The sequence below is a fragment of the Paenibacillus sp. JNU01 genome, assembly GCF_059130585.1.
This window is the reverse complement of record NZ_CP169723.1, coordinates 2,767,137-2,789,921: the sequence shown is the minus strand read 5'-3', so window position 1 is coordinate 2,789,921 and position 22,785 is coordinate 2,767,137. Positions and strand designations below refer to the sequence as shown.

Annotated in this window: 25 protein-coding genes; 13 read left to right on the top strand and 12 right to left on the bottom strand. The window is 44.9% G+C overall.

Features of this window, described 5'->3' with window-relative positions; genetic code table 11:
* Positions 1-36: 36 nt before the first annotated feature.
* The 5 genes from NLBNIHML_RS12125 to NLBNIHML_RS12105 form a co-directional block, all read right to left on the bottom strand.
* Positions 37-636 carry a class I SAM-dependent methyltransferase gene (locus NLBNIHML_RS12125; RefSeq protein ID WP_339257352.1) on the bottom strand — a complete coding sequence of 200 codons (600 nt, stop codon included), beginning with the start codon at positions 634-636 and terminating at the stop codon, positions 37-39.
* Between the two features lie 35 nt (positions 637-671).
* Positions 672-1,778 (bottom strand): sensor histidine kinase, encoded by a 1,107-nt coding sequence (locus NLBNIHML_RS12120; protein ID WP_472476426.1) that lies wholly within the window; start codon positions 1,776-1,778, stop codon positions 672-674.
* Positions 1,771-2,451: a response regulator gene (locus tag NLBNIHML_RS12115; RefSeq protein ID WP_472476428.1), complete on the bottom strand. Its 681-nt coding sequence runs from the start codon at positions 2,449-2,451 to the stop codon at positions 1,771-1,773. The genes NLBNIHML_RS12120 and NLBNIHML_RS12115 overlap by 8 nt, the downstream gene beginning before the upstream one ends.
* A 90-nt stretch (positions 2,452-2,541) precedes the next feature.
* Positions 2,542-3,108 carry a class I SAM-dependent methyltransferase gene (locus NLBNIHML_RS12110; RefSeq protein ID WP_494354453.1) on the bottom strand — a complete coding sequence of 189 codons (567 nt, stop codon included), beginning with the start codon at positions 3,106-3,108 and terminating at the stop codon, positions 2,542-2,544.
* A 48-nt stretch (positions 3,109-3,156) separates the two neighbouring features.
* Positions 3,157-3,660: a DedA family protein gene (locus NLBNIHML_RS12105; RefSeq protein ID WP_494354452.1), complete on the bottom strand. Its 504-nt coding sequence runs from the start codon at positions 3,658-3,660 to the stop codon at positions 3,157-3,159.
* A gap of 628 nt (positions 3,661-4,288) precedes the next feature.
* Between NLBNIHML_RS12105 and NLBNIHML_RS12100 the strand changes: the two genes are divergently transcribed.
* Both NLBNIHML_RS12100 and NLBNIHML_RS12095 read left to right on the top strand, forming a co-directional pair.
* Positions 4,289-4,876, top strand: coding sequence for a sigma-70 family RNA polymerase sigma factor (locus NLBNIHML_RS12100; RefSeq protein WP_494354451.1), 588 nt, complete (start codon positions 4,289-4,291; stop codon positions 4,874-4,876).
* On the top strand, positions 4,863-5,612 hold the full coding sequence (locus NLBNIHML_RS12095; RefSeq protein WP_494354450.1) for a DUF3600 domain-containing protein: 750 nt from the start codon (positions 4,863-4,865) through the stop codon (positions 5,610-5,612). The genes NLBNIHML_RS12100 and NLBNIHML_RS12095 overlap by 14 nt, the downstream gene beginning before the upstream one ends.
* A gap of 82 nt (positions 5,613-5,694) precedes the next feature.
* On the opposite strand, the gene NLBNIHML_RS12090 is transcribed toward NLBNIHML_RS12095, so the two are convergent.
* Positions 5,695-6,573, bottom strand: a complete 879-nt coding sequence (locus NLBNIHML_RS12090) for a helix-turn-helix domain-containing protein (RefSeq protein WP_494354449.1) — start codon at positions 6,571-6,573, stop codon at positions 5,695-5,697.
* A 107-nt stretch (positions 6,574-6,680) separates the two neighbouring features.
* On the opposite strand from NLBNIHML_RS12090, the gene NLBNIHML_RS12085 reads away from it, so the two are divergent.
* A complete protein-coding gene (locus NLBNIHML_RS12085; protein ID WP_494354448.1) occupies positions 6,681-7,838 on the top strand; it encodes a Gfo/Idh/MocA family protein in 1,158 nt (385 codons plus the stop codon).
* A 195-nt stretch (positions 7,839-8,033) separates the two neighbouring features.
* On the opposite strand, the gene NLBNIHML_RS12080 is transcribed toward NLBNIHML_RS12085, so the two are convergent.
* Positions 8,034-8,354: a winged helix-turn-helix transcriptional regulator gene (locus NLBNIHML_RS12080; RefSeq protein ID WP_036605715.1), complete on the bottom strand. Its 321-nt coding sequence runs from the start codon at positions 8,352-8,354 to the stop codon at positions 8,034-8,036.
* 415 nt (positions 8,355-8,769) lie between these two features.
* On the opposite strand from NLBNIHML_RS12080, the gene zwf reads away from it, so the two are divergent.
* The 4 genes from zwf (at position 8,770) to yunB (ending at position 13,526) form a co-directional block, all read left to right on the top strand.
* Positions 8,770-10,224 carry a glucose-6-phosphate dehydrogenase gene (gene zwf / locus NLBNIHML_RS12075; RefSeq protein WP_342571028.1) on the top strand — a complete coding sequence of 485 codons (1,455 nt, stop codon included), beginning with the start codon at positions 8,770-8,772 and terminating at the stop codon, positions 10,222-10,224.
* A 527-nt stretch (positions 10,225-10,751) separates the two neighbouring features.
* Positions 10,752-11,645 carry a phosphogluconate dehydrogenase (NAD(+)-dependent, decarboxylating) gene (gene gnd, locus NLBNIHML_RS12070; RefSeq protein ID WP_339237600.1) on the top strand — a complete coding sequence of 298 codons (894 nt, stop codon included), beginning with the start codon at positions 10,752-10,754 and terminating at the stop codon, positions 11,643-11,645.
* An 86-nt stretch (positions 11,646-11,731) separates the two neighbouring features.
* The gene (gene fsa, locus NLBNIHML_RS12065) at positions 11,732-12,376 is read left to right on the top strand and encodes a fructose-6-phosphate aldolase (protein WP_036605718.1); all 645 of its coding nucleotides are present in this window, start codon (positions 11,732-11,734) and stop codon (positions 12,374-12,376) included.
* A 268-nt stretch (positions 12,377-12,644) separates the two neighbouring features.
* The gene (gene yunB, locus NLBNIHML_RS12060) at positions 12,645-13,526 is read left to right on the top strand and encodes a sporulation protein YunB (RefSeq protein WP_342571027.1); all 882 of its coding nucleotides are present in this window, start codon (positions 12,645-12,647) and stop codon (positions 13,524-13,526) included.
* Between the two features lie 126 nt (positions 13,527-13,652).
* Here the strand turns inward: yunB and NLBNIHML_RS12055 are convergent, their stop codons facing one another.
* Complete coding sequence (locus NLBNIHML_RS12055) at positions 13,653-14,723, bottom strand: M23 family metallopeptidase (RefSeq protein ID WP_494354447.1); 1,071 nt, start codon at positions 14,721-14,723, stop codon at positions 13,653-13,655.
* A 241-nt stretch (positions 14,724-14,964) separates the two neighbouring features.
* On the opposite strand from NLBNIHML_RS12055, the gene lipA reads away from it, so the two are divergent.
* Positions 14,965-15,864 (top strand): lipoyl synthase, encoded by a 900-nt coding sequence (gene lipA / locus NLBNIHML_RS12050; protein WP_253440726.1) that lies wholly within the window; start codon positions 14,965-14,967, stop codon positions 15,862-15,864.
* Between the two features lie 14 nt (positions 15,865-15,878).
* Positions 15,879-16,298 (top strand): YutD family protein, encoded by a 420-nt coding sequence (locus NLBNIHML_RS12045; protein ID WP_339237593.1) that lies wholly within the window; start codon positions 15,879-15,881, stop codon positions 16,296-16,298.
* A 28-nt stretch (positions 16,299-16,326) separates the two neighbouring features.
* Here NLBNIHML_RS12045 and NLBNIHML_RS12040 read toward each other — a convergent pair whose 3' ends face one another.
* A complete protein-coding gene (locus NLBNIHML_RS12040; RefSeq protein ID WP_036673293.1) occupies positions 16,327-17,130 on the bottom strand; it encodes an NAD kinase in 804 nt (267 codons plus the stop codon).
* Positions 17,131-17,234: 104 nt separating this feature from the next.
* Positions 17,235-18,488 (bottom strand): sporulation integral membrane protein YlbJ, encoded by a 1,254-nt coding sequence (gene ylbJ, locus NLBNIHML_RS12035; protein ID WP_339237590.1) that lies wholly within the window; start codon positions 18,486-18,488, stop codon positions 17,235-17,237.
* A 152-nt stretch (positions 18,489-18,640) separates the two neighbouring features.
* Between ylbJ and NLBNIHML_RS12030 the strand changes: the two genes are divergently transcribed.
* The 3 genes from NLBNIHML_RS12030 (at position 18,641) to NLBNIHML_RS12020 (ending at position 20,202) form a co-directional block, all read left to right on the top strand.
* A complete protein-coding gene (locus tag NLBNIHML_RS12030) occupies positions 18,641-18,805 on the top strand; it encodes a hypothetical protein (RefSeq protein WP_253440723.1) in 165 nt (54 codons plus the stop codon).
* 244 nt (positions 18,806-19,049) lie between these two features.
* Positions 19,050-19,427 carry a globin domain-containing protein gene (locus NLBNIHML_RS12025; RefSeq protein ID WP_036605723.1) on the top strand — a complete coding sequence of 126 codons (378 nt, stop codon included), beginning with the start codon at positions 19,050-19,052 and terminating at the stop codon, positions 19,425-19,427.
* 43 nt (positions 19,428-19,470) lie between these two features.
* Positions 19,471-20,202: a DUF2225 domain-containing protein gene (locus NLBNIHML_RS12020; RefSeq protein WP_339237587.1), complete on the top strand. Its 732-nt coding sequence runs from the start codon at positions 19,471-19,473 to the stop codon at positions 20,200-20,202.
* Positions 20,203-20,214: 12 nt separating this feature from the next.
* Here NLBNIHML_RS12020 and NLBNIHML_RS12015 read toward each other — a convergent pair whose 3' ends face one another.
* On the bottom strand, positions 20,215-20,448 hold the full coding sequence (locus NLBNIHML_RS12015) for a hypothetical protein (RefSeq protein ID WP_062324061.1): 234 nt from the start codon (positions 20,446-20,448) through the stop codon (positions 20,215-20,217).
* Positions 20,445-20,615 (bottom strand): YycC family protein, encoded by a 171-nt coding sequence (locus NLBNIHML_RS12010; RefSeq protein ID WP_091037920.1) that lies wholly within the window; start codon positions 20,613-20,615, stop codon positions 20,445-20,447. Before NLBNIHML_RS12010 ends, NLBNIHML_RS12015 begins: the two co-directional genes overlap by 4 nt.
* A gap of 118 nt (positions 20,616-20,733) precedes the next feature.
* Between NLBNIHML_RS12010 and NLBNIHML_RS12005 the strand changes: the two genes are divergently transcribed.
* A complete protein-coding gene (locus NLBNIHML_RS12005) occupies positions 20,734-22,533 on the top strand; it encodes a M3 family oligoendopeptidase (RefSeq protein WP_494354446.1) in 1,800 nt (599 codons plus the stop codon).
* Positions 22,534-22,785: the final 252 nt, after the last annotated feature.

Genomic DNA, 22,785 nt, shown 5'->3' with positions numbered 1-22,785 from the left:
TTTAATACGGTTACTAGTTACTATGGCGAGGATAAATCAGCTTTCCTCCAATTCGCTTGTTTTACTGGCTCCTTCATCTTGTCTTTTACGACAAACATACACAAAAGCAGGCGGGAAGCTGAGGGGTCCAAATTGAATTTTCTCGATCTCAAATAACTTAGCTAAACGTTTCTTCATATGAAGTGAGTACTGGTACAAAACTAATATGCCTCCAGGTCGCAGCGCTGTATGGATCTGTGACAGGATATTTTGTCTCATTTCTCTGGAGAAATTAAAAAAGGGTAGTCCGCAAATGATACTATCCAATTGTTGCACATGTTCTTGATTGATTCTTTTCAATAGATAGGATGCATTCGAATGAAACATGAATTCAGGATATGTTCTCTTTAGATTACTTCTCATTTTGGGGTCTCTTTCAAATAAAAACACAGTTGCAGATTGCGGTAAATGTGCTCTCATGAGACGTGTAACAGCGCCTGTTCCTGGCCCCAGCTCAGCAATGCTTCTAACCTCATCCCATCGTACAGATTGCACGATTTTACGAGCTAGAAATTTGGAACTGGGCAGGACACTGCCTACTCGTTTGGGATTCCTCAGAAATCCTTGCAGGAAAAGAAATGGTTCGGGTGTTTTCATTGTGGTATCCTCCATGGTTGAATTCATTGAATGGTTCACTTGATGTTGGAAGGCAAGCTTAGCTGGAAGACGAATACGTTAAGTGTATGTTGTAGTGTTAAAGTCCCCTGGTGTAACTCCGCAATGTTCCTCGCAATAGAAAGACCCAGACCCGATCCTGATTGAATGCCTTCGCTATTCCTCGAATAATCCACTTTATAAAAGCGATCAAACAGTCTGTTTTTTTGTTCTATCGTTAGGGGCATGCCTTTATTCTCTACTTCAATGGTAACGTGATTATGCCGCATACTCATTCGAACATGAATCGTACCTGGTTTAAAGGAATACTTCAATGCATTCATGAGAAGATTGTCGATGGCTCGTGCAATTTTATCACTATCCAGGGAGACCATGATTGGAGCGTCACCGAGTTTTTTCTCAATATGAACCCCATTCTCCTGAGCTAAAGGCTCGAATTCAAACAACAATTGATCCAATAGCTGACATAGGTCAACCTTTTTTAAATCCAATTGGGTGTTCACTGCGTTAAGACGTGTGTATTCAAATAGATCATCGAGTAACTTCTTCAAATGCGTTGCTTTGTTATAGGTGTTTTGAATGAAGCGGTCATACTCAGCTTTGTCTTGAAAAGATTCTGATTTGAGAAGTTCAATATAACCAATTATGCTGGTAAGCGGTGTACGCAGGTCATGTGAGATGCCTGTGATCATGTCCATCTTGGATTTTTCCAACTCGCGCTCCCTGCTCATCTGTATCTGCAACTGTTCAGTCATATGATTAATGTTGGAAGCAACCCGGCCCAGTTCATCTTCTCGAACTACAGGAACCCTGTAGTTTAAATTACCTTCAGATATGATATGAAGCCCTTGCTCCAGTGAAATGATGTCTCTTACAATTTTTCGTGTGGAACCCAAAAAAGTAAGCGTAAAAATTAAGATAAATATAGGTGTCAGAATATAAGGGAAGTAGTTGAGAATCCAGTTCCACTCCGAACCTTCACTGATTTTTGCCACAATCGTAATAAGGATATTATTGATAATCACTGATCCGACAATTGAAATTACAAAACTGATCACCATTCGATTGAGGATATGGATCTGTATTTTTTTCGTCTGCTTGGATTGCTGTAATCGTTTAATCAATTTTATAACCTACTCCCCATACCGTTTTAATATACTGAGGTTCTCGTGGAGTCGATTCCAGCTTTTCTCGCAGATTACGAATATGAACCATCACCGTATTATCCGAATACCCGTAAGGTTCTTTCCATACGGTTTCGTAAATCTTCTCGGAGCTGAATACTTGTCCGGGATGACTCGCAAGTAACACCAGAATGGAGAACTCCAGAGGGGTTAGTGAAATATCATTCTCTTTTAACTTTACTGAATGCTTGCTTGTATCAATGACAAGGTCTTTAATGAGGATCAGTGAACTCGATTCCGGTTTCCCGATCAATGTTTGACGTCGGAGCTGAGCTTTAACACGAGCCAGTAATTCTAATGGATTAAAGGGTTTGACCATGTAATCGTCGGCCCCGGTAGTCAGGCCTGTAATTTTATCAATGTCTTCTTCCTTGGCAGATAACATAATGATCGGAGTGGTTGATACTTCTCTTATTTTGAAGCAGGCTTTGATTCCGTCCATAATGGGCATCATAACATCTAATATGACGAGTTGGACTGATGTTGTATTGATAATATTTAGCGCTTCTTCGCCGTTGGCTGCTTCAATGACCTGATATCCTTCGTTACGTAAATAGACATGAATGACATCACGGATATCGGGTTCATCATCAACAACAAGAATGGTACTCATGATTCAACACTCCTTTTTTGCTCTAATCTAGATAACATTTTAACTTCTTATCAAGAGGATAACATCAGTGTAAGCGATAGTCAGGAATGTTTAAATTGTTTCCTTTTTGCGACAGACATAAACGAACGCAGGTGGCACATTCAAAGGCACTAATTCTATTTTTTCGATGATAAAGTGTTCGGATAATAATTTTTTCATTTGAAGTGAATATTGAAAGGCGATGAAAAATCCTCCGGGTTTGAGTGCCTTATGGATCTGCTCTACCAACGTATTTCTTAATTCAGGCTCAAAGTTGAAGAAGGGCAACCCGCTAAAGATGTAATCCAATTGCTGAACGCCCTCTTGAATTATGGATTCTACCAATCGAGCGGCGTCTGGATAACAGGAGAACTCCGGGTATGCTGTCTGAAGATTATTCCTCATTGTGTCGTTCATCTCAAACAATAGGACTTTGGTGGAGTCCTGCACCTGTTGTTGAATATAACGAGTGATCGGCCCTGTACCCGATCCGAGTTCGGCAACTGCTTTTGCCTCCAGCCAAGAGGCTTGATTCACCATTTTGTTGGCGAGAAACCGGGAACTGGGAATGATGCTGCCAACATGTTTGGGGCTTTGAAGAAAGCTTTTCAGAAATAATAGTGGTTGATTGGAATTCATGTGTGTCGTTCCTCCGTATATGTGATGGTGTGTTTTTAGCAAAACCAGTTAGAAATGTAATAATTGAAGTGTGGATAAAATAGGACCGCCAAAGTAGATTCCCGCTGTAAAATACGTTATGGTCCATAACAGAGCGCTGGAATATGAGATGAGAGCGAACTTCCGATACTGAACGCCGCTCATTCCAATAAGTAAAGGGAGAACATATCGCACAATTGGAATGAACAAACCGATGCACATCGCCCATTGGCCACTCTTATTCAGAATCAGTTCGGCCTTGACGAAGTGTTTATGATGTTGAAATCTGTGTTTTATCTTGGTTCCAAATAATCTCCCTGCAAAATAAGCAAAGGTAATGGCCGTTAGTAGTCCTGATAAAATACAGAAGTATGTGATCCATGAGTTGATAACTCCGGTGTGGCCTAAAATGGCACCACTAATAATTGTGATCTCATTCGGAATGGGAATGCCGAAAGGCCCTAATGAGAAGGCAAAATAAAAAATCAGATATCCATACTGATGAAGCAGCTCTAAGATCGTATTACTGATCATTGTTTTGCCTCCTCTCTTGTTGATATTGCAAGCATAATGAAAAAAACTAAGGAATTAATGAGTATAAATCTGAAGAAAATCTAAAGAATACATAAGTAAAGCCAAACAACGACGTGCAAGAGAAAAAAGCCTTGCCCATGTACTGGCAAGACTTGAATAGGTGGATATTCAGGAGCATCAGCACGGAATAGATGCGCATAAATGAAGAGCCGAGACGTCATAATGACGTCCCGGCTCTTCTGTATGTCCCATGAATGCGACTATATTCGGAATCCATTTATTGTAGGAAATAGAACCAGCTAAATTTTATGCTTGCAACAACAAACAAAGCTATCCATCCCCATAGAAACAGTAAACGTAAAGGTCGTGGAATCAGTAAATATTCTGAGTACAACTTGGTGAAAAAATTCATCATAGTACTATCCTCCGCTAGGTTAGTCTCTAAATCATATTAAAGATCTAAAAATAATCTTATAATGCAGATGCTTAACATCCATTTATATCAAAAATAGGTATATTATATCATGATAAACACCAATAAGTTCGTGGGATTTAGAAATAAGCAAATAAATCGAACGATATGATGCGGGCATGCCAATATATAGTGTAAGGAGGAAGGGGATGGATAATGAGTGATCAAGATGAGTACATACAACTTGTAACGTTAATACGTGCGGGGCATGAAGAAGCATACGGAGAACTATATGAGAAAACAGTGACGGGAGTATATCGGACTGTACGATTTCTCATCAAGGACGAGTCTGACACGGAGGATGTCGTACAGGAAATTTACATTCAGGCGTATCGATCATTGGCGCGATATGATGCGGAGCGTGCGTTTCGTCCCTGGTTAATGGGTGTGACGATGCGACATGTCCAGAGTTATCGACGCAAAAGGTTGATGCAGTTTCGGTTTGGCAAGCGAATCGAAAAATCTGACGTGGGATTGGAATATGATTTTTCCACTGATCTGGTCAACAAACTGGCAAATCGTCCTCTGCTGGAACAGGTACGTCGTTTGCCGTACAAGCTGCAGCAGGTGATCACACTTCATTATTTAAATGAATATACGCAAGAGGAGATTGCTGGCATATTGGAGATTCCGCTTGGAACCGTGAAATCGCGCATACATGCGGCGCTGGCGAAGTTGAGACAAAAAGAGAAGATGAATCCAAGGTTGCGGGGAAAGGTGGAGGATCTGCATGAGACTCGATGAAGAGTTGCGAATAGCCTACCAGGAAGAGACTAAAGAGTGGTCCGTTCCTGCAAGAATTAAACATAAAATGTTGGATGGTATTCGAAGTGATTCTCACATTAGAAGATATCGAAAAAGATGGCTGGTCACTGGGCTATTGGCTGTTGTACTCATTATTCCCACCGGAGCCTATGCAGGGTACACCTATCTCGCAGACGGAATATATGGTTCACAGGAAAATATCGCTGCTATGGGCGGAACAGCTGAGAATTATATGAGGTTGGAAGCGAAATTACAGACGGCCAAGGCGCATTTCAGTGAAGAAGAATTTGTTCAATATATGAACTTGCTGAAGCAAATGGGGCAAATGGCCGTGAATCATGCTGATTCTCAGGGCAACCTGTATCCAGAGCAGTGGAGTACAGTGGAGCAGGAACGGTATAACATTCTTGTAGCTGAGTTGGAACCGTTTTTTGAGAAGCTGGAAGCTGTAAGTGTGGGGTCCTCCAAAAAACTGATGGATGAGCAGCAATTCTGGACAGAACAGTTTGAACGGGCTGAGAAGACATTTACCAAGGAACAATATGGAGAGTTTAAGTCTGTTTATGAACAAATGAAGAAGTATGAAGTTATGGTGATGGACAAGGATGGAAGTATACATGAGGAACGATTGTCAGCGGAGCAAAAAGATGATTTGAGGCAGCTTGAGAGACGACTAATTCCATATCTGAAACGGTTGGAGCTCAATGTGCGTTGAGTCGCGCGAACTGTGAAAGAGGAGAGAGGCCGAGAAGTGAATTTTTTGAATTCTTTGCTTCTTTTCGTTATCCAGTGATCCATTACTTCCTCCCTTGTACCTTCAGCCGATATTGATGCGGTGTGGACCCTATGACGGAACGGAATACTTTACAAAAGTAAGACGGACTCGTCATACCAACACGGTGACCGATTTCGGGAACGGTGAGTGAGGAACGGGTGAGCAGCACACACGCATGACGAATGCGGGTAGCTTGGGCATAAGCAACGATTGTGGTGCCAGTCGCTTTTTTGAATACATGAGATAGATGATAGGGGGATAAGTGAAGTGTATCTGCGATATGATCCAAACGAAAAGGCTCGTGGTAATACTGTTCAATCCACTGCATGATGGCTTCGGCATGAGGATGAAGCATTACTGAACTGGATGCAGAATGTGCCTTTAGATCCTGAATGACAACATCTTTCCATAAGTAACGAAGTTGCGTAAGTGAATCAAGTATAAAGAGACAAGTATCCTCCACAGCTTCATGAGGCATTAGTTCTGGATAGGTCTTATCAAATTGTTCCATTCGTTGAATGAGTGGGGAAGTGGCAGGAAGTCGGATCGGCTGAATCGGAGATTGCTCTCCTAGCAGGTCATGTATGAAACGCTGAGTCGTCATAAAATGCGACCAATGTGTCTTTAATATTTCAAGCTCAAACATAAGCACGTTTCTGATGAAAGGCTGCTGACTGGATATTTGAATCTGAAAGTGGTGCAATTGAAAAGGTCGAAAAATCAAAAGCATACCGGGTTCAAGGGGAAAAACCTGACCTTCGGTTATTAACTGCCCGTAACCTTCGTGGATATAGGTTATCTCCATCTGGGAATGAGCATGGAACACTTCGCGAAACGTAGTGTTAGATGTAAGACGACGACAGGCCAGATCAAATTGGTTTCCCAGAATGATGGACATCATGAATACCTCCCTATCATGCGCAAGATAGTTATATTTTACCACAAGATGAACACATAAAAGCGCTTTATTATTGTGTATTGTGAAGGGAACAAGGGAGGTATATAACGATGTTAAGAGTGGCGATTATCGGAGCAGGTGCAATTAGTGGAGCACATATATCAGCATACTTGGCATTCCCCGAGCGGTGTCAGATTGTTGCTGTGGTGGACATGTACGTGGATAAGGCACAGAAGCGAATGAACGAATATGGACTGGAAGGAGCACAAGCTTTTACGGATTACACAGAGCTACTTGCGCAAAATATTGATCTGGTATCCGTCTGTACGCCGCCGTATACGCATGCTTCAATTGCGTGTGATTTCATGCAAGCAGGTGCACATGCATTGGTCGAAAAACCGATGGCTTCTTCCCTGGAGGAAGCGGATCTGATGCTGAAAGTAGCGCAAGAAAGTGGCAAATTACTATCCGTAGTAGCACAGAATCGATTTACGACACCGATGATGAAGTTAAAAGGTGTGCTGGACAGTAAACGGATGGGGCCTATTGTACATGTGCAGGTTGATTCATTCTGGTGGCGGGGCCACAATTACTATGATCTGTGGTGGCGCGGGACATGGGAAAAAGAAGGCGGAGGCTGTACCCTTAATCATGCGGTACATCATATTGATGCGATGTTATGGATGATGGGACCTCCGGTGGAATTGCAGGCCATGATGGCGAATACGGCACATGACAATGCCGAAGTTGAGGATATATCCATGGCGATGCTGCGCTTTCAGGAAGGGGCGCTTGGCATGATTACCAGTTCCGTTGTACATCACGGAGAGGAACAGCAGTTAATTTTTCAGGGTAAAGAAGCCCGTGTATCGGCACCTTGGAAAGTGGTTGCTTCTACCGCACGGAATAACGGATTTCCGGAACCCAATCGAGAGTTGGAACAACAGATTCAGAAGCTTGTTGACGAATTGCCGGATGTGACTCATGTCGGTCACGCTGGGCAAGTGGAGAATGTGTTAAACGCGATTGAGACAGGATCACCCCTTCTGGTGGATGGTCAAAGTGGTCGGAATACACTTGAACTGATTGTAGGCATCTACAAATCGGCTAGTACGGGAGAAAAGGTTGTTTTTCCACTAGGGGCGGAAGACGCATTTTACACAAGAGAAGGAATTATGCAACATGCAGTACACTTTTATGAAAAAAAGACGACGGTGGAGAACTTCGAGGATTCGAGTATTACGCTGGGTAGCAAGATGGATTCGTAGTATTTTATGTGAAAAAGATGCCTTCTCACAAAAAAAGTGAGAATGGGCATCTTTTTTAGGTCTGAGACACCTTCTTGCTCTAAAAATACAATAATTGTATCCATTCACATTTGTGAAATGACGTTATTACGTTATCTTACTGTTCACAATTATTATTAGAAATTTAAATTAATATGATAAGGATTTCTCAAAAGGTTATAGCCACTTATCAGCCCAACGTTCCACAGCGCTTAGTGCTCTCCCTAGTTCCGTGCCTTTTCGTGACAACATATATTCAGTCCGAACTGGACGTTCAGTGACCACATGGCGAACCACAAGTCCTTCTTCCTCCAATTCCTTCATTCGCTCATTTAACACACGTTTGCTCAAGTCAGGGATATAAGCGTGAATCTCACTGAAGCGTTTGGGCTCCTCCATCAATGCATGAATAATGAGGGCTACCCATTTTCGACCAATGATCTGATAAGATTGTTCCACTTTTGTGCATATTTGCTTGGCATTCTCATCATCGCTCATGATTGTACTCCTTTGATTTAGTATTGCCTGTAATATCATTAGTATACTTATTGTAACCCACTTGTCCACAGGCCATATGTGTAAAATGTCACATACCAATTGTTATTAATCTTACCACATAAAGCGTTATCATCAAATAAAAAGCCTATAAACACTGGAGTTCACAGTTTCGACACGATTATTGACGAATTGTGACGACAGGTGTAATATGGGTAACGTTAATTCAAAAGGTTACAATTTATAACCTAAATACAGGTTGTGGAGAGAAGGAATGTTCCATGGTTAAATTCAGGTGTGTTATATAAACGGAGGCAAGGCGGGGACGACACCCACTTATTCCGTCTTTTGTCATGCTTGGATTTGAACATTTTGCAACATCATATACTATACTGCACAGATCACAGGAGGCACTCCAATGGATGCAATGACATTTGTCCTGTTCGGGGCAACAGGCGATTTAGCCAAACGTAAGATTTACCCTGCATTATATAACTTGTACATGGATCAGAAAATGCCGAAATCCTTCTCCGTTATCGGATTGGGACGGCGTGAATTGTCGGATGCGGACTTTCAGGCAAATGTAGAAAAGTCACTTCATGAATTCTCTCGTCAGACCCCTGAAGAAGCATCTCAGGTTCGTGATTTCATTGGCGCTTTCCGTTATTGTTCTTTAAATAATACGAAGCTTGAAGATTACACCAAATTGTTGGAACTCGTTCAACAGCGTGAACAAGAGCTTAACATTCCCGAAAATCGCATGTTCTACATGTCGGTGGCACCGGAATTCTTTGAGCCGATCGCATTGAATATTCAAGAAAGTGGCTTGGGTAACACCAAAGGCTGGAAGAAACTGATTATCGAAAAACCTTTCGGACACGATCTGCAATCGGCTCGTGATCTGAACGAGAAATTGAGCAATACCTTTGCGGAAGAAGAAATCTATCGCATTGACCATTTCCTTGGGAAACCGATGGTTCAAAATATTGAGACGCTCACATACGCGAATCCTGTAATTCAGGCATTGTGGTCCAACCGTTATATTGCCAATGTACAGATCACGGCAAGTGAGACGGTGGGCGTTGAAGAACGTGCCGCGTATTACGACCAAAGTGGTGCGCTTCGTGACATGTTCCAAAACCATATGCTCCAGTTGCTGATGATGATTGGTTTGCATCTGCCAAAACGTTGCACACCGGAAGAAATTCAATTCAAAAAGCAAAAAATTGCTGAAGCACTTCGTCCTTTGACGAAAGAAAATATTGCCTCTGAAGTTGTTCGAGCGCAATATGCAGCAGGCGAGCTGCAAGGCACATCGGTAGTTGGATATCTGGACGAGCCTGGCATTCCTGCCGGATCTCAGAACGAGACCTATGTTGCCGCAAGATTGTGGATCGATGATCCATTCTGGAGCGAGGTTCCATTTTATATCCGTACAGGTAAACGCCTGGCTGAGAAATCCACGAGAATCGTTGTTGAATTCAAATCGCCACTCAAAACAGGTCATGAATCCGAGAACACAACGGAACCTAACCTGCTTACGATTGAAATTGGTCCGGGAGAAAGTATTTCCCTTCAATTAAATGCGAAGAATCCATTGAACCATGGTGAAGTGGAGCCGATGCATATGACCTTCAACTCCGGCAAACGTAACATCCCTGAAGCGTATGAGAATCTGATCTTTGACGCTATGCGTGGTGATTCCACCTTCTTCGCTCACTGGAACGAAGTGGAGCTGGCATGGCAGTGGGTTCAACCGATTCAAGAAGCATTCGAAGCCGGCAGCGTGCCACTGGATACGTACAGTGCAGGTTCGCATGGACCAGAGTCAGCAGATCGCCTGACAGCAGCAGATGGCTTCCGTTGGTGGTAAGTGAAACGAAGAAGTGAGCACAGAGATAGGGGCGGTATAATCCGCTCTGCTCACGAATGAACATATATTTTGCACAATCCAAATGCGTCTTCCAAGTTAACATAATGTAGAACGACAAGCTTCTATGCGCCTAGAGCGTTTGTGCTTGGAGCGAACTGATTGATGAAGCAAAATGCTGATATATATGAAGTATTTATTATGAATTATATCGTTCCAATTTTGCATAAGCCCTTCCGGTTATGTGACCGGAAGGCCGTGAAAATTTTTAAATATAGATTAGCGGACGCACTGAATTTTTTTGCCTAAGTAGCGACGGTGTAGGGGACGGAATCGATTCTGTAGAAGCAAAGCGTTCGCCTTTGTATCCAAATTTCATCAATTTAAAGCTTGATGAAAAGAAATTTGAATACAACAGCGATCGAAAGAACGATCCGTAACCGGAACGATTGCTGCGAAACGGGAATGTAGTCTGGCGCTCTGCAACAAAGATGAAATTTAAACATTGTTCATAACAGGAGGATTTTAAAATGAAACTTGGACTAGTCGGATTAGGAAAAATGGGATTGAACCTGGGTAGAAACCTGATTGATCACAAACATGAAGTGGTTGCTTTTGACCTGAACGCTGAAGCAGTAAATGAAATGAAAGAATACGGCGCTACAGGCGTATCTTCATACGCAGAGATGGTGGCTTCGCTCGAATCCCCACGTGTATTGTGGATCATGGTTCCTCACAACGTCGTAGATGCTGTATTGGCTGAAGTTAGCCCGTTGTTGTCCAAAGGCGACATCATTATTGAAGCGGGTAACTCACACTACAAAGAATCCATCCGTCGCTACGAAGAGATGAAAACCAAAGGCATTCACTACATGGATGCAGGTACATCTGGCGGTATGGAAGGCGCACGTAATGGCGCATGTTATATGATCGGTGGAGATCCTGAAGCTTGGGCTATCGTTGAGCCGGCATTCAAAGATACTTCCGTAGAGAACGGCTACCTGTATGCTGGTAAAGCGGGCAGCGGTCACTTCCTGAAAATGGTCCACAATGGTATCGAGTACGGTATGATGGCATCCATCGGTGAAGGTTTTGACGTATTGGAGAAAAGTGGATTTGATTTCGACTTCGAACAAGTAGCACGCGTATGGAACAACGGTTCTGTTATCCGCTCTTGGTTGATGGAGCTGACAGAACGTGCCTTCTCCAAAGATGCAAACCTTGATGAAATTAAAGGCGTAATGCACTCTTCCGGTGAAGGACGTTGGACGGTAGAAACGGCATTTGACCTTCAAACCGCTACACCGGTTATCGCTTTGTCCTTGCTGATGCGTTATCGTTCCCTGGAGACAGACACATTTACAGGTAAAGTGGTAGCGGCATTGCGTAATGAATTTGGCGGTCACGCTGTAGAGAAAAAATAATTTTATATATAACTGTTAACATATGATGGACATCGGGTAATAACTTATATCGTGTTTACGAATTCATCAAGTGGAGGGAACATATCATGAAATTTTTCTTGGATACAGGGAATGTGGAAGAAATCAAACGGATCGAGCGTCTGGGTCTGGTGGATGGAGTCACGACTAACCCGTCTTTGATTGCCAAAGAAGGTCGCGTATTTAAAGAAGTCATTCAGGAGATCTGTGGCGTTGTTAAAGGCCCGGTCAGTGCTGAAGTTATCGGTCTCAAAGCCGAGGATATGTTGAAGGAAGCTTATGAAATTGCAGAATGGGCACCGAATGTAGTTATTAAACTGCCGATGACCGAAGATGGGCTGTATGCTTGTCATGAGTTAACGCAAAAAGGGATTAAAACCAATGTAACGCTGATCTTCTCCGCAGCACAGGGTCTGATGGCAGCGAAAGCTGGTGCAACCTACATCAGTCCATTCGTTGGGCGTCTGGATGATATTGCGGTGGATGGCATGAAACTGATTCGTGATCTGCGTCTTATTCTGGACATGTATGATCTGCCTTCCGAGATTATCGCAGCAAGCATTCGCAATATCAAACACGTCGAAGATGCAGCCCTTTCCGGTGCGCACATTGCCACCATTCCAGGTTCGCTTCTGCCGACACTTTGGAAGCACCCACTGACGGACAGCGGGATTGAACGTTTCCTGAAAGACTGGGAATCTGTACCGAAATAAATGGCTACCAGTGCCCAAGTCTTTGGGCGGTCTGAACATAAAACCTTTCGCTTTGCAGAGGAATCTGCGGGCGAAAGGTTTTTTTTAACTCGGTTTACGTAGTTTCCGATTTCCGGTTAGATTTAGCCAATAAGAAGTACAGTACTTGTCTCATTAATGTCGTTGTTACTTTCTGTCCAGTGTCCACGTACTGTCCTTCTTTTTCAGGACAACGGTGCATAAGGTTAACTATAGCCTATAGCTCATCCCGCAGGGGAGGGACACTTCGATGATGAGAAGAAAATGGCGAAGCCGGAAACGCCGTAAGCCGCCAAGCGGCAAGCGCAAAATGTGGTTGATCATTTTATTGGTCACTGCGTTTTGTTTGATGCAGGGCTTTGCTTATGTGGATAAGAAAATGAAGCCCCCCATCATGCACTTGGCCAAGATCAGAGTGAAGCAGATTGCGACCGAAGCGATCAACAAGGCGATTACAGCACAGGTTGCAGATGGCAAAACCAACGAAGGATTGATTGACTGGAAGACGGATACCGCCGGGAAAGTGTCCGGTTTCATGCTGAACTACAATGAGCATATGCGAATCACCGCAAGTACAATGAATATTGTGCAATCCACGCTGCAGAATGTACACATGTTAAAAGAGAAAATTCCGCTGGGGCAGGCGTTGGGAAGTCCGGTGATGGCTTCATTTGGCCCGAGTATACCGGTTCGTATTGAGCCCCAAGGCGCTGTCAAAGTGGACCTCAACACCCGTCAGCAAAATGCGGGGATTAACATGATTTTGGTGGAAGTGTACATTCACATCATTGCTGAGGTCGCCGTCGTGGTGCCCTTCGACATGGAGCCCGAAACGGTCGATACGGAAATCCCGATCTCCTACCTTCTGGTTGTCGGGGATGTGCCGATGTATTATTACGATAATCAGGGCAAGCCTGTAGGCAGTAACGGAAGTAATGCCCCAGCTATTGCGCTGCCATCAGGCCATACGGGTGTATCAAGCGGTAATGGAGTGACTGCGAATCCCCCTAGCCAGAACCAGCAACAGACACCGTCAGACCCTTTGCAAGGGAACGAACTTGAACAATTTGAACCGGATGATCTGCCTGATGTGAATGGGGGCGTACAGTCTAACAAGAGCGCGCACCCGTAATACAGACAATTCCTTGTAAAAAGACTTTAAGTACAAAATGAGAAAAGGGGCCTCTATTGAAGAGGTCCCTATTTCGAATGTTCATCGTACTCCGAGCGGAAATGCTTATATTGACATATGCTCGTCTCACTTGCTTTTCTTGTTCTTTTGTTTGCGTTCTTCCTGTTCCCAATGTTTGAGCTGTGGATAAGGGTCGAACGACCATTCATGCAGTCCACTGTCGCGATAGATCCCATAGTGCAGATGTGGAGGGAATTTGCCCTGTGTCCCAGGTTTACCGTAACCCGAACTGCCAACCCAACCCACAACCTGACCAGGTATAACAACTTCACCGATACGTGCACTTTTGTCAAAACCCGAGAGATGGGCGTAATAGTGATAATGATTGTTCAAATCCCGGATACCGATGCGCCAGCCTCCAAACGGATTCCAGCCTTTAATCTCCACGACCCCATAACAGGTGCTGCGCACTGGCAGACCATGTGGAGCGAAGATATCCGTTCCCTCATGAATGCGATAACCGCCCCAGCTTCGTTTTGTCCCCCAGGTGCTGCGATAGGAGTAATTGGTTCCGAGCGGAACCGGGAAGGCGTGTCCAAACAGATCCAGATTGTCAAAATGCTCATATAACTTCGCGAATTGCTGTATCCGTTGCACAGCACGGGAGTTGTGATAATATTCCCACAGGGCGATGTTGAAGTCCTCTTGCTTGTTTCCGTAACCCTGAATGACCGAAGCCATGCTGTACAGCACATCCTGATCATTGTTAGCATCCGCTATACCGTCTCCTGAACCGTCACGTCCATATCCTTTGAAAAAAAGAATGGATTCCGGATGTTGATCCGTCTCATCAGGATTTAGCCATCCTCTCCAGGCCGGAGGAGTCATGAAAATACCTGTAAGTCGCTCCGAATGCTTGCGATCCTTTGGATGTGCGCGAGTAATTGTTCGTTCATACTGATCAATTGCGGCTAGCCTATACCAGGGAATCTGAGTCATCTGACCGATGGTCTCATATAAATGGCGACGTGCAGCGAAAATTTCTGCGGGTTTTAACTCGGTGGCCTGTGGTTTCGGAGTAGCCCCGACAGGTTCACTGTAGACGTCAACAGATAAACATGGGAGAAGCAGCGTACCTGCAAGTAAGGTTTTGATCCAAAATCGGTACGTATGCCTGGAGGTCAAGCGTTGTTGCACTGGGAAGCAGCCCCTTTCCAATAGAATGATACAAGGTACCCGATGAACCAAGCTAAAGGTTAGCGTTCTTCAAAAGTTCTCGTTTTATCCATGTAAGCACTTGGGATGAATCGAATGAACCAAATTGTCCATATCGGGTATGAATGCACAAGATGTGACAAATGGGGGTTTTTCCAACGCTTTCATGGTATAATATGTTCCGAGCAACAGCCTAACTTCAGTTAGAAAGAAGGTTTATGCATTGGCAAAACGTGTTAAAGAACCGAAGCCGGATTGGATTCGGATCAAATTGACAACCGGCGATAACTATCAGGAAATGAAAACGATGATGCGTTCCAAAACGCTGCATACGGTATGTGAGGAAGCGCGGTGTCCGAATATTTATGAATGCTGGGCCAATCGAACGGCCACTTTTATGATATTGGGCGATATTTGCACAAGGGCATGCCGTTTTTGCGCGGTGAATACAGGCTTGCCAACGGAGCTTGATTTGCAGGAACCAGAACGTGTGGCGGAAGCAGCAGAGCAGATGAATCTGCAACACTGCGTCATTACAAGTGTAGCCCGTGATGATTTGAAGGATGGAGGAGCTACAATTTTTGCAGAGACAGTTAAGGCCGTACGGCGGCGGTTGCCATTGTGCAGCGTTGAAGTGCTCATTCCAGACTTTCTGGGCGATCGGGAATCTTTGCAGATTGTAATGGATGCCAAACCGGACATTCTGAATCACAATATTGAGACGGTTGAGCGGTTGTCAGACAAAGTGCGTGCCAAGGCAAAATATAAACGTTCACTGGAATTGCTTGCTCGTGCCAAAGAAATGCAACCTAACATCCCAACGAAATCAAGCATTATGCTTGGTGTAGGTGAGGAATATAATGAAATTTTATCAACCATGGATGATCTTCGTGCGGTAGACTGTGATATTATGACGATTGGTCAATATTTGCAGCCATCCGAGAAACATCTGTATGTTGAAAAGTATTATCCGCCAGAGGAGTTCGCTGCATTGAAACAGGAAGGATTAAAACGTGGGTTCAGCCACGTCGAGTCCGGCCCGATGGTACGCAGCTCCTACCATGCGCATGAACAGGTGAAATCGGCCACCAAACATGCTGAACAGGCGGCAACACACGCGTGATGGAGGATACCGGATTGGAAGAAGAAAAAAGCACAGAACAGATTCAGGACCAACTCCAGGAGCAGATCCAGGAGCCAGTTCAAGAATCTGTTGTTGAATCTGTTGAAGAAAAGCCCAAAGAACCGGTCATTGTACAGATCGGCGGCAAAAACTATGAAATCGTCCAGAACCACAAAGAGGGCTGGAATCCAGAGGTCTTCCGTGATCGTTACAGTGAGGTGCTGGAGCGTTATGATTATATTATCGGAGACTGGGGTTATAGCCAGTTAAGATTAAAAGGTTTTTACCGTGATAACCATCCGAAAGCGACGAAGGATTCCACGATCGCCAGTATGGTGGACTATATCAATGAATATTGCAACTTTGGCTGTGCGTATTTTGTGCTCCAGAAGAGCAAAGATCAGCCTCAAGCCAAAACAAAAAGCGGTTCCTGAGAAGGACCGCTTTTTTGGTGTCTTTATTTTAGTCAAGAAATGCCGTGCGAACCCGGTTCCAGAATGGATAAGGACGGAAACGCGCGAAACTGACCTTGTGACTGGATACCTGACAACGGACGGATATCAGATCCTCCACCATCACATTCACATGATCAATCGTCATCAATAACCGCTGATCCTTGCGGGAGAAAATATCACAATGATGATGCTTGGGCAAAATGACCGGTGAACCAAGTGTCCGATAGACCCGGTTATTAATTGAAGCAATCTCCGCAATCTGAATAGCCTCGATGGTCGGATGAACCATTGCACCGCCAAGGGCCTTGTTGTATGCCGTGCTGCCTGAAGGCGTGGATACACAGATTCCATCGCCACGGAACATCTCGAATGTCACGTCGTTAATATCGACCTGGGCCACGACGGTACCGTCTACACCTTTTAACGTAAATTCATTAAGAGCGATGTAAGAGGAATTCCCCGACTTTTTCCGAATCTCAAGCTCCAACAGCGGATATTGGACAATGCGTGGTTTGAGACGCTCCGGATCTCCCTTGCCACTCATCAGCCTGACTAATTCCCGTAATTCTTCCTTCTTCCAATCGGCATAAAAGCCGAGATGGCCTGTATGAACCCCAACAAAAGCAATATCCGGAATACGGTCGATGAAATTGTGAAATGCCTGCAGCATCGTACCATCGCCCCCGATGGAGATGACAATCTCCGGCGATTCTGCATCCAGCTTGAACCCTTCTTCCTTCGCCAGCGCATGAAACTGCTGACTGAGATCAATCGATAACTGGTCTCCGCGGTCTTGAACATAGTATCTCAAGATGAAAGCTCCTTTGTGGTCATTATACTACCGATGATAATCAATTCCGCGGAAGAACACAACGTTTGGAAGCATATTCAGTTAAATATAGATGAATGAGCGACTTATTTTTTGACATGTCGTCTTGGCTTGAAGATATAACTTAATATCGTAAGCAATAACAACAACATAATGATACTCGCAAAAACAATGACCCCCGTCAGGACGATCAGTCCCCAGTCCGGTGTATACGTCGATAACGATGGGATTACACCAGGCTCCATGAGAACGGGTGAAGCGGAACGCCCCATCATGGGGGTCCACAATAGCAGGACCAGCACAGGTGCGATTAGCGCATGAATCGCTCTGGCAAATAAAAAGGGACCATATCTCATGGGGGTGTTGCTAAGAATACTCATAATCTGTGCATGGACGGATAATCCGCCCCAGGAGAGAACAAAGGCTGCTGCCGCCACTTTATATATCAGTGGAATGGAAGTGCTGACACCTCCGGCCTCTTTGGCCCCCAGTGTGACTTCAAATAGCCCCCCGACCAAGCTAGGAGACAAGGATGGAGGAAGTCCGCTATATCGAAGCAGTTGCTCGGTTATGCCGTATAATCCGCCAAGCCAACCGGTCTGTACAAGCAACTCCATTATGACCGAGAAGAATACAACCAGCCCTCCTACGATAATAATAAGGCGAAGGGATGAGGAGACGGCGTGGCGCAGCAGTTCACCGAATACCCGTCCGTCAGCCTTTCTTGCCTCATGCATTGCATAGATGGCCCGGACCAGTCTGTTTCTAGGTATTTGCTCCGATGGAGATGCAGAAGAGATGTCTGGCTGTGAGCCTTTCGCTGTACCCCCGTGAAAACGCATGAGCATACCCACCAGAAAAGCTGCAGCGTAATGACTTGCAACTAATAGCGGAGCAATGGCGACATTATGGAAGAACCCAACCGATACGGCTCCAATCATGAAGATCGGATCGGAGGATGTGGTGAAGGCAACGAGCCGTTCTCCTTCTTCCCGGGTAACCAGCTTTTGTTCCCATAACTGTGCGGTCAGTTTCGCCCCTGTAGGATAACCGGATGCACAGCTCACGGCAAATACAAAACCACCGCTTCCGGGAACACGAAACAATGGACGCATCAGTGGATTCAGCAAGGTACCCAGAAAATGAACAATGCCAAAGCCGAGCAGCAGCTCGGACAGCACCAAAAAAGGAAAAAGGGAGGGAAACAATACGTCCCACCAGATGGACAGTCCGCGTACACCTGCATGCCAGGTTTCCGCTGGATACAAGACCATTAACACACAAAGGATCAGGAGAGCGAGTGTGACCAGGACATGGGTGAGTCGTTGTGAAGCAGCCATGAATTCTTCTCCTTTACTTTTGGAATGGTCGGTGTGCGGAAATCTGTGATGCTATTGCCATCAATATATGAAAAAAAGTGGACAAACAGTACAAAATTATACGTAGAAAGCGCTTGCAAAAGTGGCTGTGTTTTTGAGTGATGTGTGCTAAAATGAGAAAAACGCCTGAACGTCACCTAATTGTCTCCAAGGTGGAATTCAAATCGGATGGAGTGATGATCATGAGTCTTGTCACCGGAATCCTGGTCTGTGCTTTTGTATATGTGATACGTGCCTCGCTAGTACGCTCTGAGGAAGAGGACTGGCGGAGTTACTAATGGAATATCTAGTGCGCCAACCTATGTGGTTGGCGCTTTTTTTGTGTTAGGTTCCGAAGAAGGTCCTATATACAGATGGCAGGGGATACGTCCTGATGATTTCATGTTATATAGGACTTTTTGGTTTTTTTTGATAGAATGGAGATAAAGGCTTCTGTGGCCTGGATATTGTTACTGTTTTCACAATGTTCACGGAACGTGTAATATATGGCAAAATTCGACATCAGAAAGGGGAATCAGACGAATGAATCCCAGTTTGAGTATTTATGACAATCTTGGCGGTGAAAAAGGTGTTCGCGCACTGGTTGAGGCCTTCTATCCAATCGTTCAGCAGAACGAGCAACTGGCTCCGCTTTTCCCGGAAGATATTCAGCCGGTTATCGACAAGCAGTATATGTTTTTGTCTCAGTTTTTTGGAGGACCAGGGCTGTTTTCCGAGGCGTTCGGACATCCGATGATGCGTGCCCGTCATATGCATTTTGAAGTGACCGTTGAACGGGCTGAGGCTTGGCTTGCATGCATGGATCAAGCCTTAACACAGATCGGTGTGGAGGAGCCTTTGCACTCGTTTATCCTGCAGCGTTTATCCGGGCCTGCACATCATTTTGTGAATACACCGTAGTTCCGAATATGATTATAAGCGTACGGGAGAGGGATGGAATAGATTGGAATTAGAGCCGCTATATAAGGTGAAAGTGACTTGTCATTATTGCGAAACCGAGTATGACACTTCACGGGTAAGACCGAGTTTGAAAAGGCCCTACCGGACAGATTCAGATTTTTGTGCTTACTACAAGCTGGAGAATCCGGATTTTTATGTGGTTCGCATCTGTCCACAGTGCGGGTTTGCTTCCACGGAGAACGCAACGGAGCATTTGAATGATGCTCAACGCAAGGCTTTTAAGGAACAGATCGGTAATCGCTGGGTAAAACGTGACTATAGCGGAGCTCGGACACTGGACCAGGCGCTGGCTACGTACAAGCTTGCCTTGCTGTGCGCACAGGTTATCCAGGAGAAAGACCGTGTCGTCGCTGGTCTGTTACATCATATAGCTTGGTTGTATCGTTATATGGAGGACCATGCACAGGAACATCGCTTTCTCGAATTTAGCCTTGAAGCTTATGTGAAGGTGTTCGAACGGGAGGGAACGGGTGGCAATGAAGCAAAACTGTTGTATTTGCTCGGGGAATTGAACCGCAGGGTAGGACGGTTTAATGAAGCAGTGCAATGGTTCAGCAAGGTCATTCATGACAAGCGGATCACCGATGCGGCCATGATTCGTGCTTCAAGGGAACAATGGGCCGTGCTGCGTGAACAGATGATCTCCGGTAAGATGGAGCTGCCTGAAGAGATGCTTGAAGCAGACAAAGAGGCTGCGAAGCGCAGCCCCCTCTAGATTGATCTTACATTAGTTACGGACAGGACGGCTGGATAACAAATAGTCACTGTCATTGTCGATCACGGTCATGCTGGTATTACAGCAGGGAAAGACGAGTAATTTCTTTTTGCCTTCGCGGATGCGCACAAGCTCTTTCGGTTTGAGGGGGAGCAGCACGTTGCTTGCATGACAGTAGGGACATTGCTGTACATAGATGTCTCCCATCACAATATCGTAAGGCCAGCTGTTCTCAAAGGGAATCATTCTTGTTCGCCTTCTGGTGCGGAAGGTTTGGAGGATTCTTGTTTGGCGAGTTCCGCAATCTTCTGCATTAGGATATGTTGGGGCATGTGCATCAGATGTTCCAAAGGTACGCCCAAGGATTCTGCTAATTTGACGGCTGTATCAGCCGATACTTGTAAAGGTTTCATACGTTTACCTCCTGAAAGTTACTATAAGTATTTCTCTAGTATAGAGATACAGTGAACAGAAAACCAGTTTTTAATTCAATCCTAACCATCCAATTTATAGAGAGAGGTGCCTTATTAAATGAAAACGCCATTACACCCCGTATGGGATCTGGAGTCCATTTTTAGTGGAGGTTCTTCCTCCGAGACATTCGCTGCGTATCTGATTGAACTGGAAGAGGATGTACGTAAACTGCAACAACTATTGAACGAAACACCTGCACCGACTTCATTAGAAAAGACGACAGCTTTTGATCCCATTTTGGAACTGCTGCAAAGCTGTTATGTCCGCATATCGGAAGGTTCTGCGTTTGTATCCTGCCTCTCATCGCAAAACCAGAAGGACAAGAAGGCAACCCAGCTTCAGGGGGCCATCAGTTCTATTGCTGCGATGCTGAACGGCAGCAAATCGAAGTTCGATAATACACTCAGTCAGACGTCAGATTCGGTGTGGGACGCCTGGATTGCTCGGGAGGATATTCAGCCACTTGCATTTGTACTGAACGAGAGTCGCACGCTGGCTCGTGAGAAGCTGTCGCCGGAACTTGAAGGTCTTGCACTGGATCTGGGTGTGGATGGTTACCATGGTTGGGGCAAATTCTATAACACGATTGTCAGCAAGGTGAACATTCCATTTGAGCAAAATGGGGAAACGGTCATGCTGTCGGCAGGACAAGCTGCCAACAAGCTGAGCGATAGTGATCGGAATGTACGCGAGACGGTATTTGCAAACTGGGAACAGGCTTGGACGGATGTCGAAGATTTCTGCGCAGACACACTGAACCACCTCGCGGGATTCCGTCTGAAGTTATATGAGAAACGTGGCTGGCATGATATCCTCAAGGAACCTCTGGCCATCAACCGGATGTCCCGTCAGACACTGGATACGATGTGGAATGTAATTAATGGTGCCAAACCTGCACTTGTTCAATATCTGGAGCGCAAGGCAGAACTGCTCGGGGTAGACAAGCTCAGTTGGAGCGATGTAGACGCCCCTGTAGGTAAGTCGAGTGGCAAAATCACTTACGATGAGGCAGCTATCAATATCGTTGAACAGTTTGCCAAGTTCAGTCCTAAGCTCTCCTCGTTTGCAGAGATGGCTTTTGAGAAACGCTGGATCGAAGCAGAAGACCGCCCAGGCAAACGTCCAGGTGGATTCTGTACATCTTTGCCACTTAGCAAAGCAACCCGCATTTTCATGACCTTCTCCGGGACACCATCCAATGTGTCGACTCTTGCGCATGAACTTGGTCATGGATATCATCAACACATTATGGAAGAGTTGCCTGCGTTGAATCAACGTTACGCGATGAATGTGGCTGAGACAGCGTCCACGTTTGCTGAATTGATTGTAGCAGATGCCCTTGTGCAGGCGGCAACAGATGAACAAGAGAAGCTGGCTTTGTTGGAAGACAAGATACAGCGAAGTGTGGCTTTCTTTATGAATATCCATGCCCGGTTCCTGTTTGAGAATCGTTTCTATGAACAACGCAAAAAAGGCCTGGTTAACGCGGATGAACTATCCAAATTAATGGTGGATGCACAGCAGGAAGCATTCTGTGGTGTACTTGCATCAGATCATCCACATTTCTGGGCATCCAAGCTGCATTTCTATCTGACAGGTGTGCCATTCTATAACTTCCCATACACGTTTGGGTACATGTTCAGTGCGGGAATCTATGCGAGAGCACAGCAAGAAGGCACAGCATTTGCAGATAAATATGATGATTTGTTACGAGATACAGGGCGTATGACGGTCGAAGAACTTGCGCAGAAACATCTGGGTACAGACCTGACACAACCGGAATTCTGGCAAAATGCTGCGGACTTGGTTATTGCCGATATTGAGCAGTTTTTGCAGATGACAGCACCCCAAAAATAGGTTGAATGTAATAGGTTGAATATATATATGAAAGGCTGCAATTCCGTGTTAACAAACACAGGATTGCAGCCTTTTTTTGTACAGAATCCTTATTTTTGATTCTCAAATATTTTGTCGCAAATGAACGAAAAAACTCACTTTAAGGAAGGGGAATGGCAATTAATTGCGCAATTTATAGTTAAAAATACCCAAGTTTGCCGTTGTTTGTTGAACATGCGCAAATGATGTCATATAATGAGTCGTAAGTCCTTG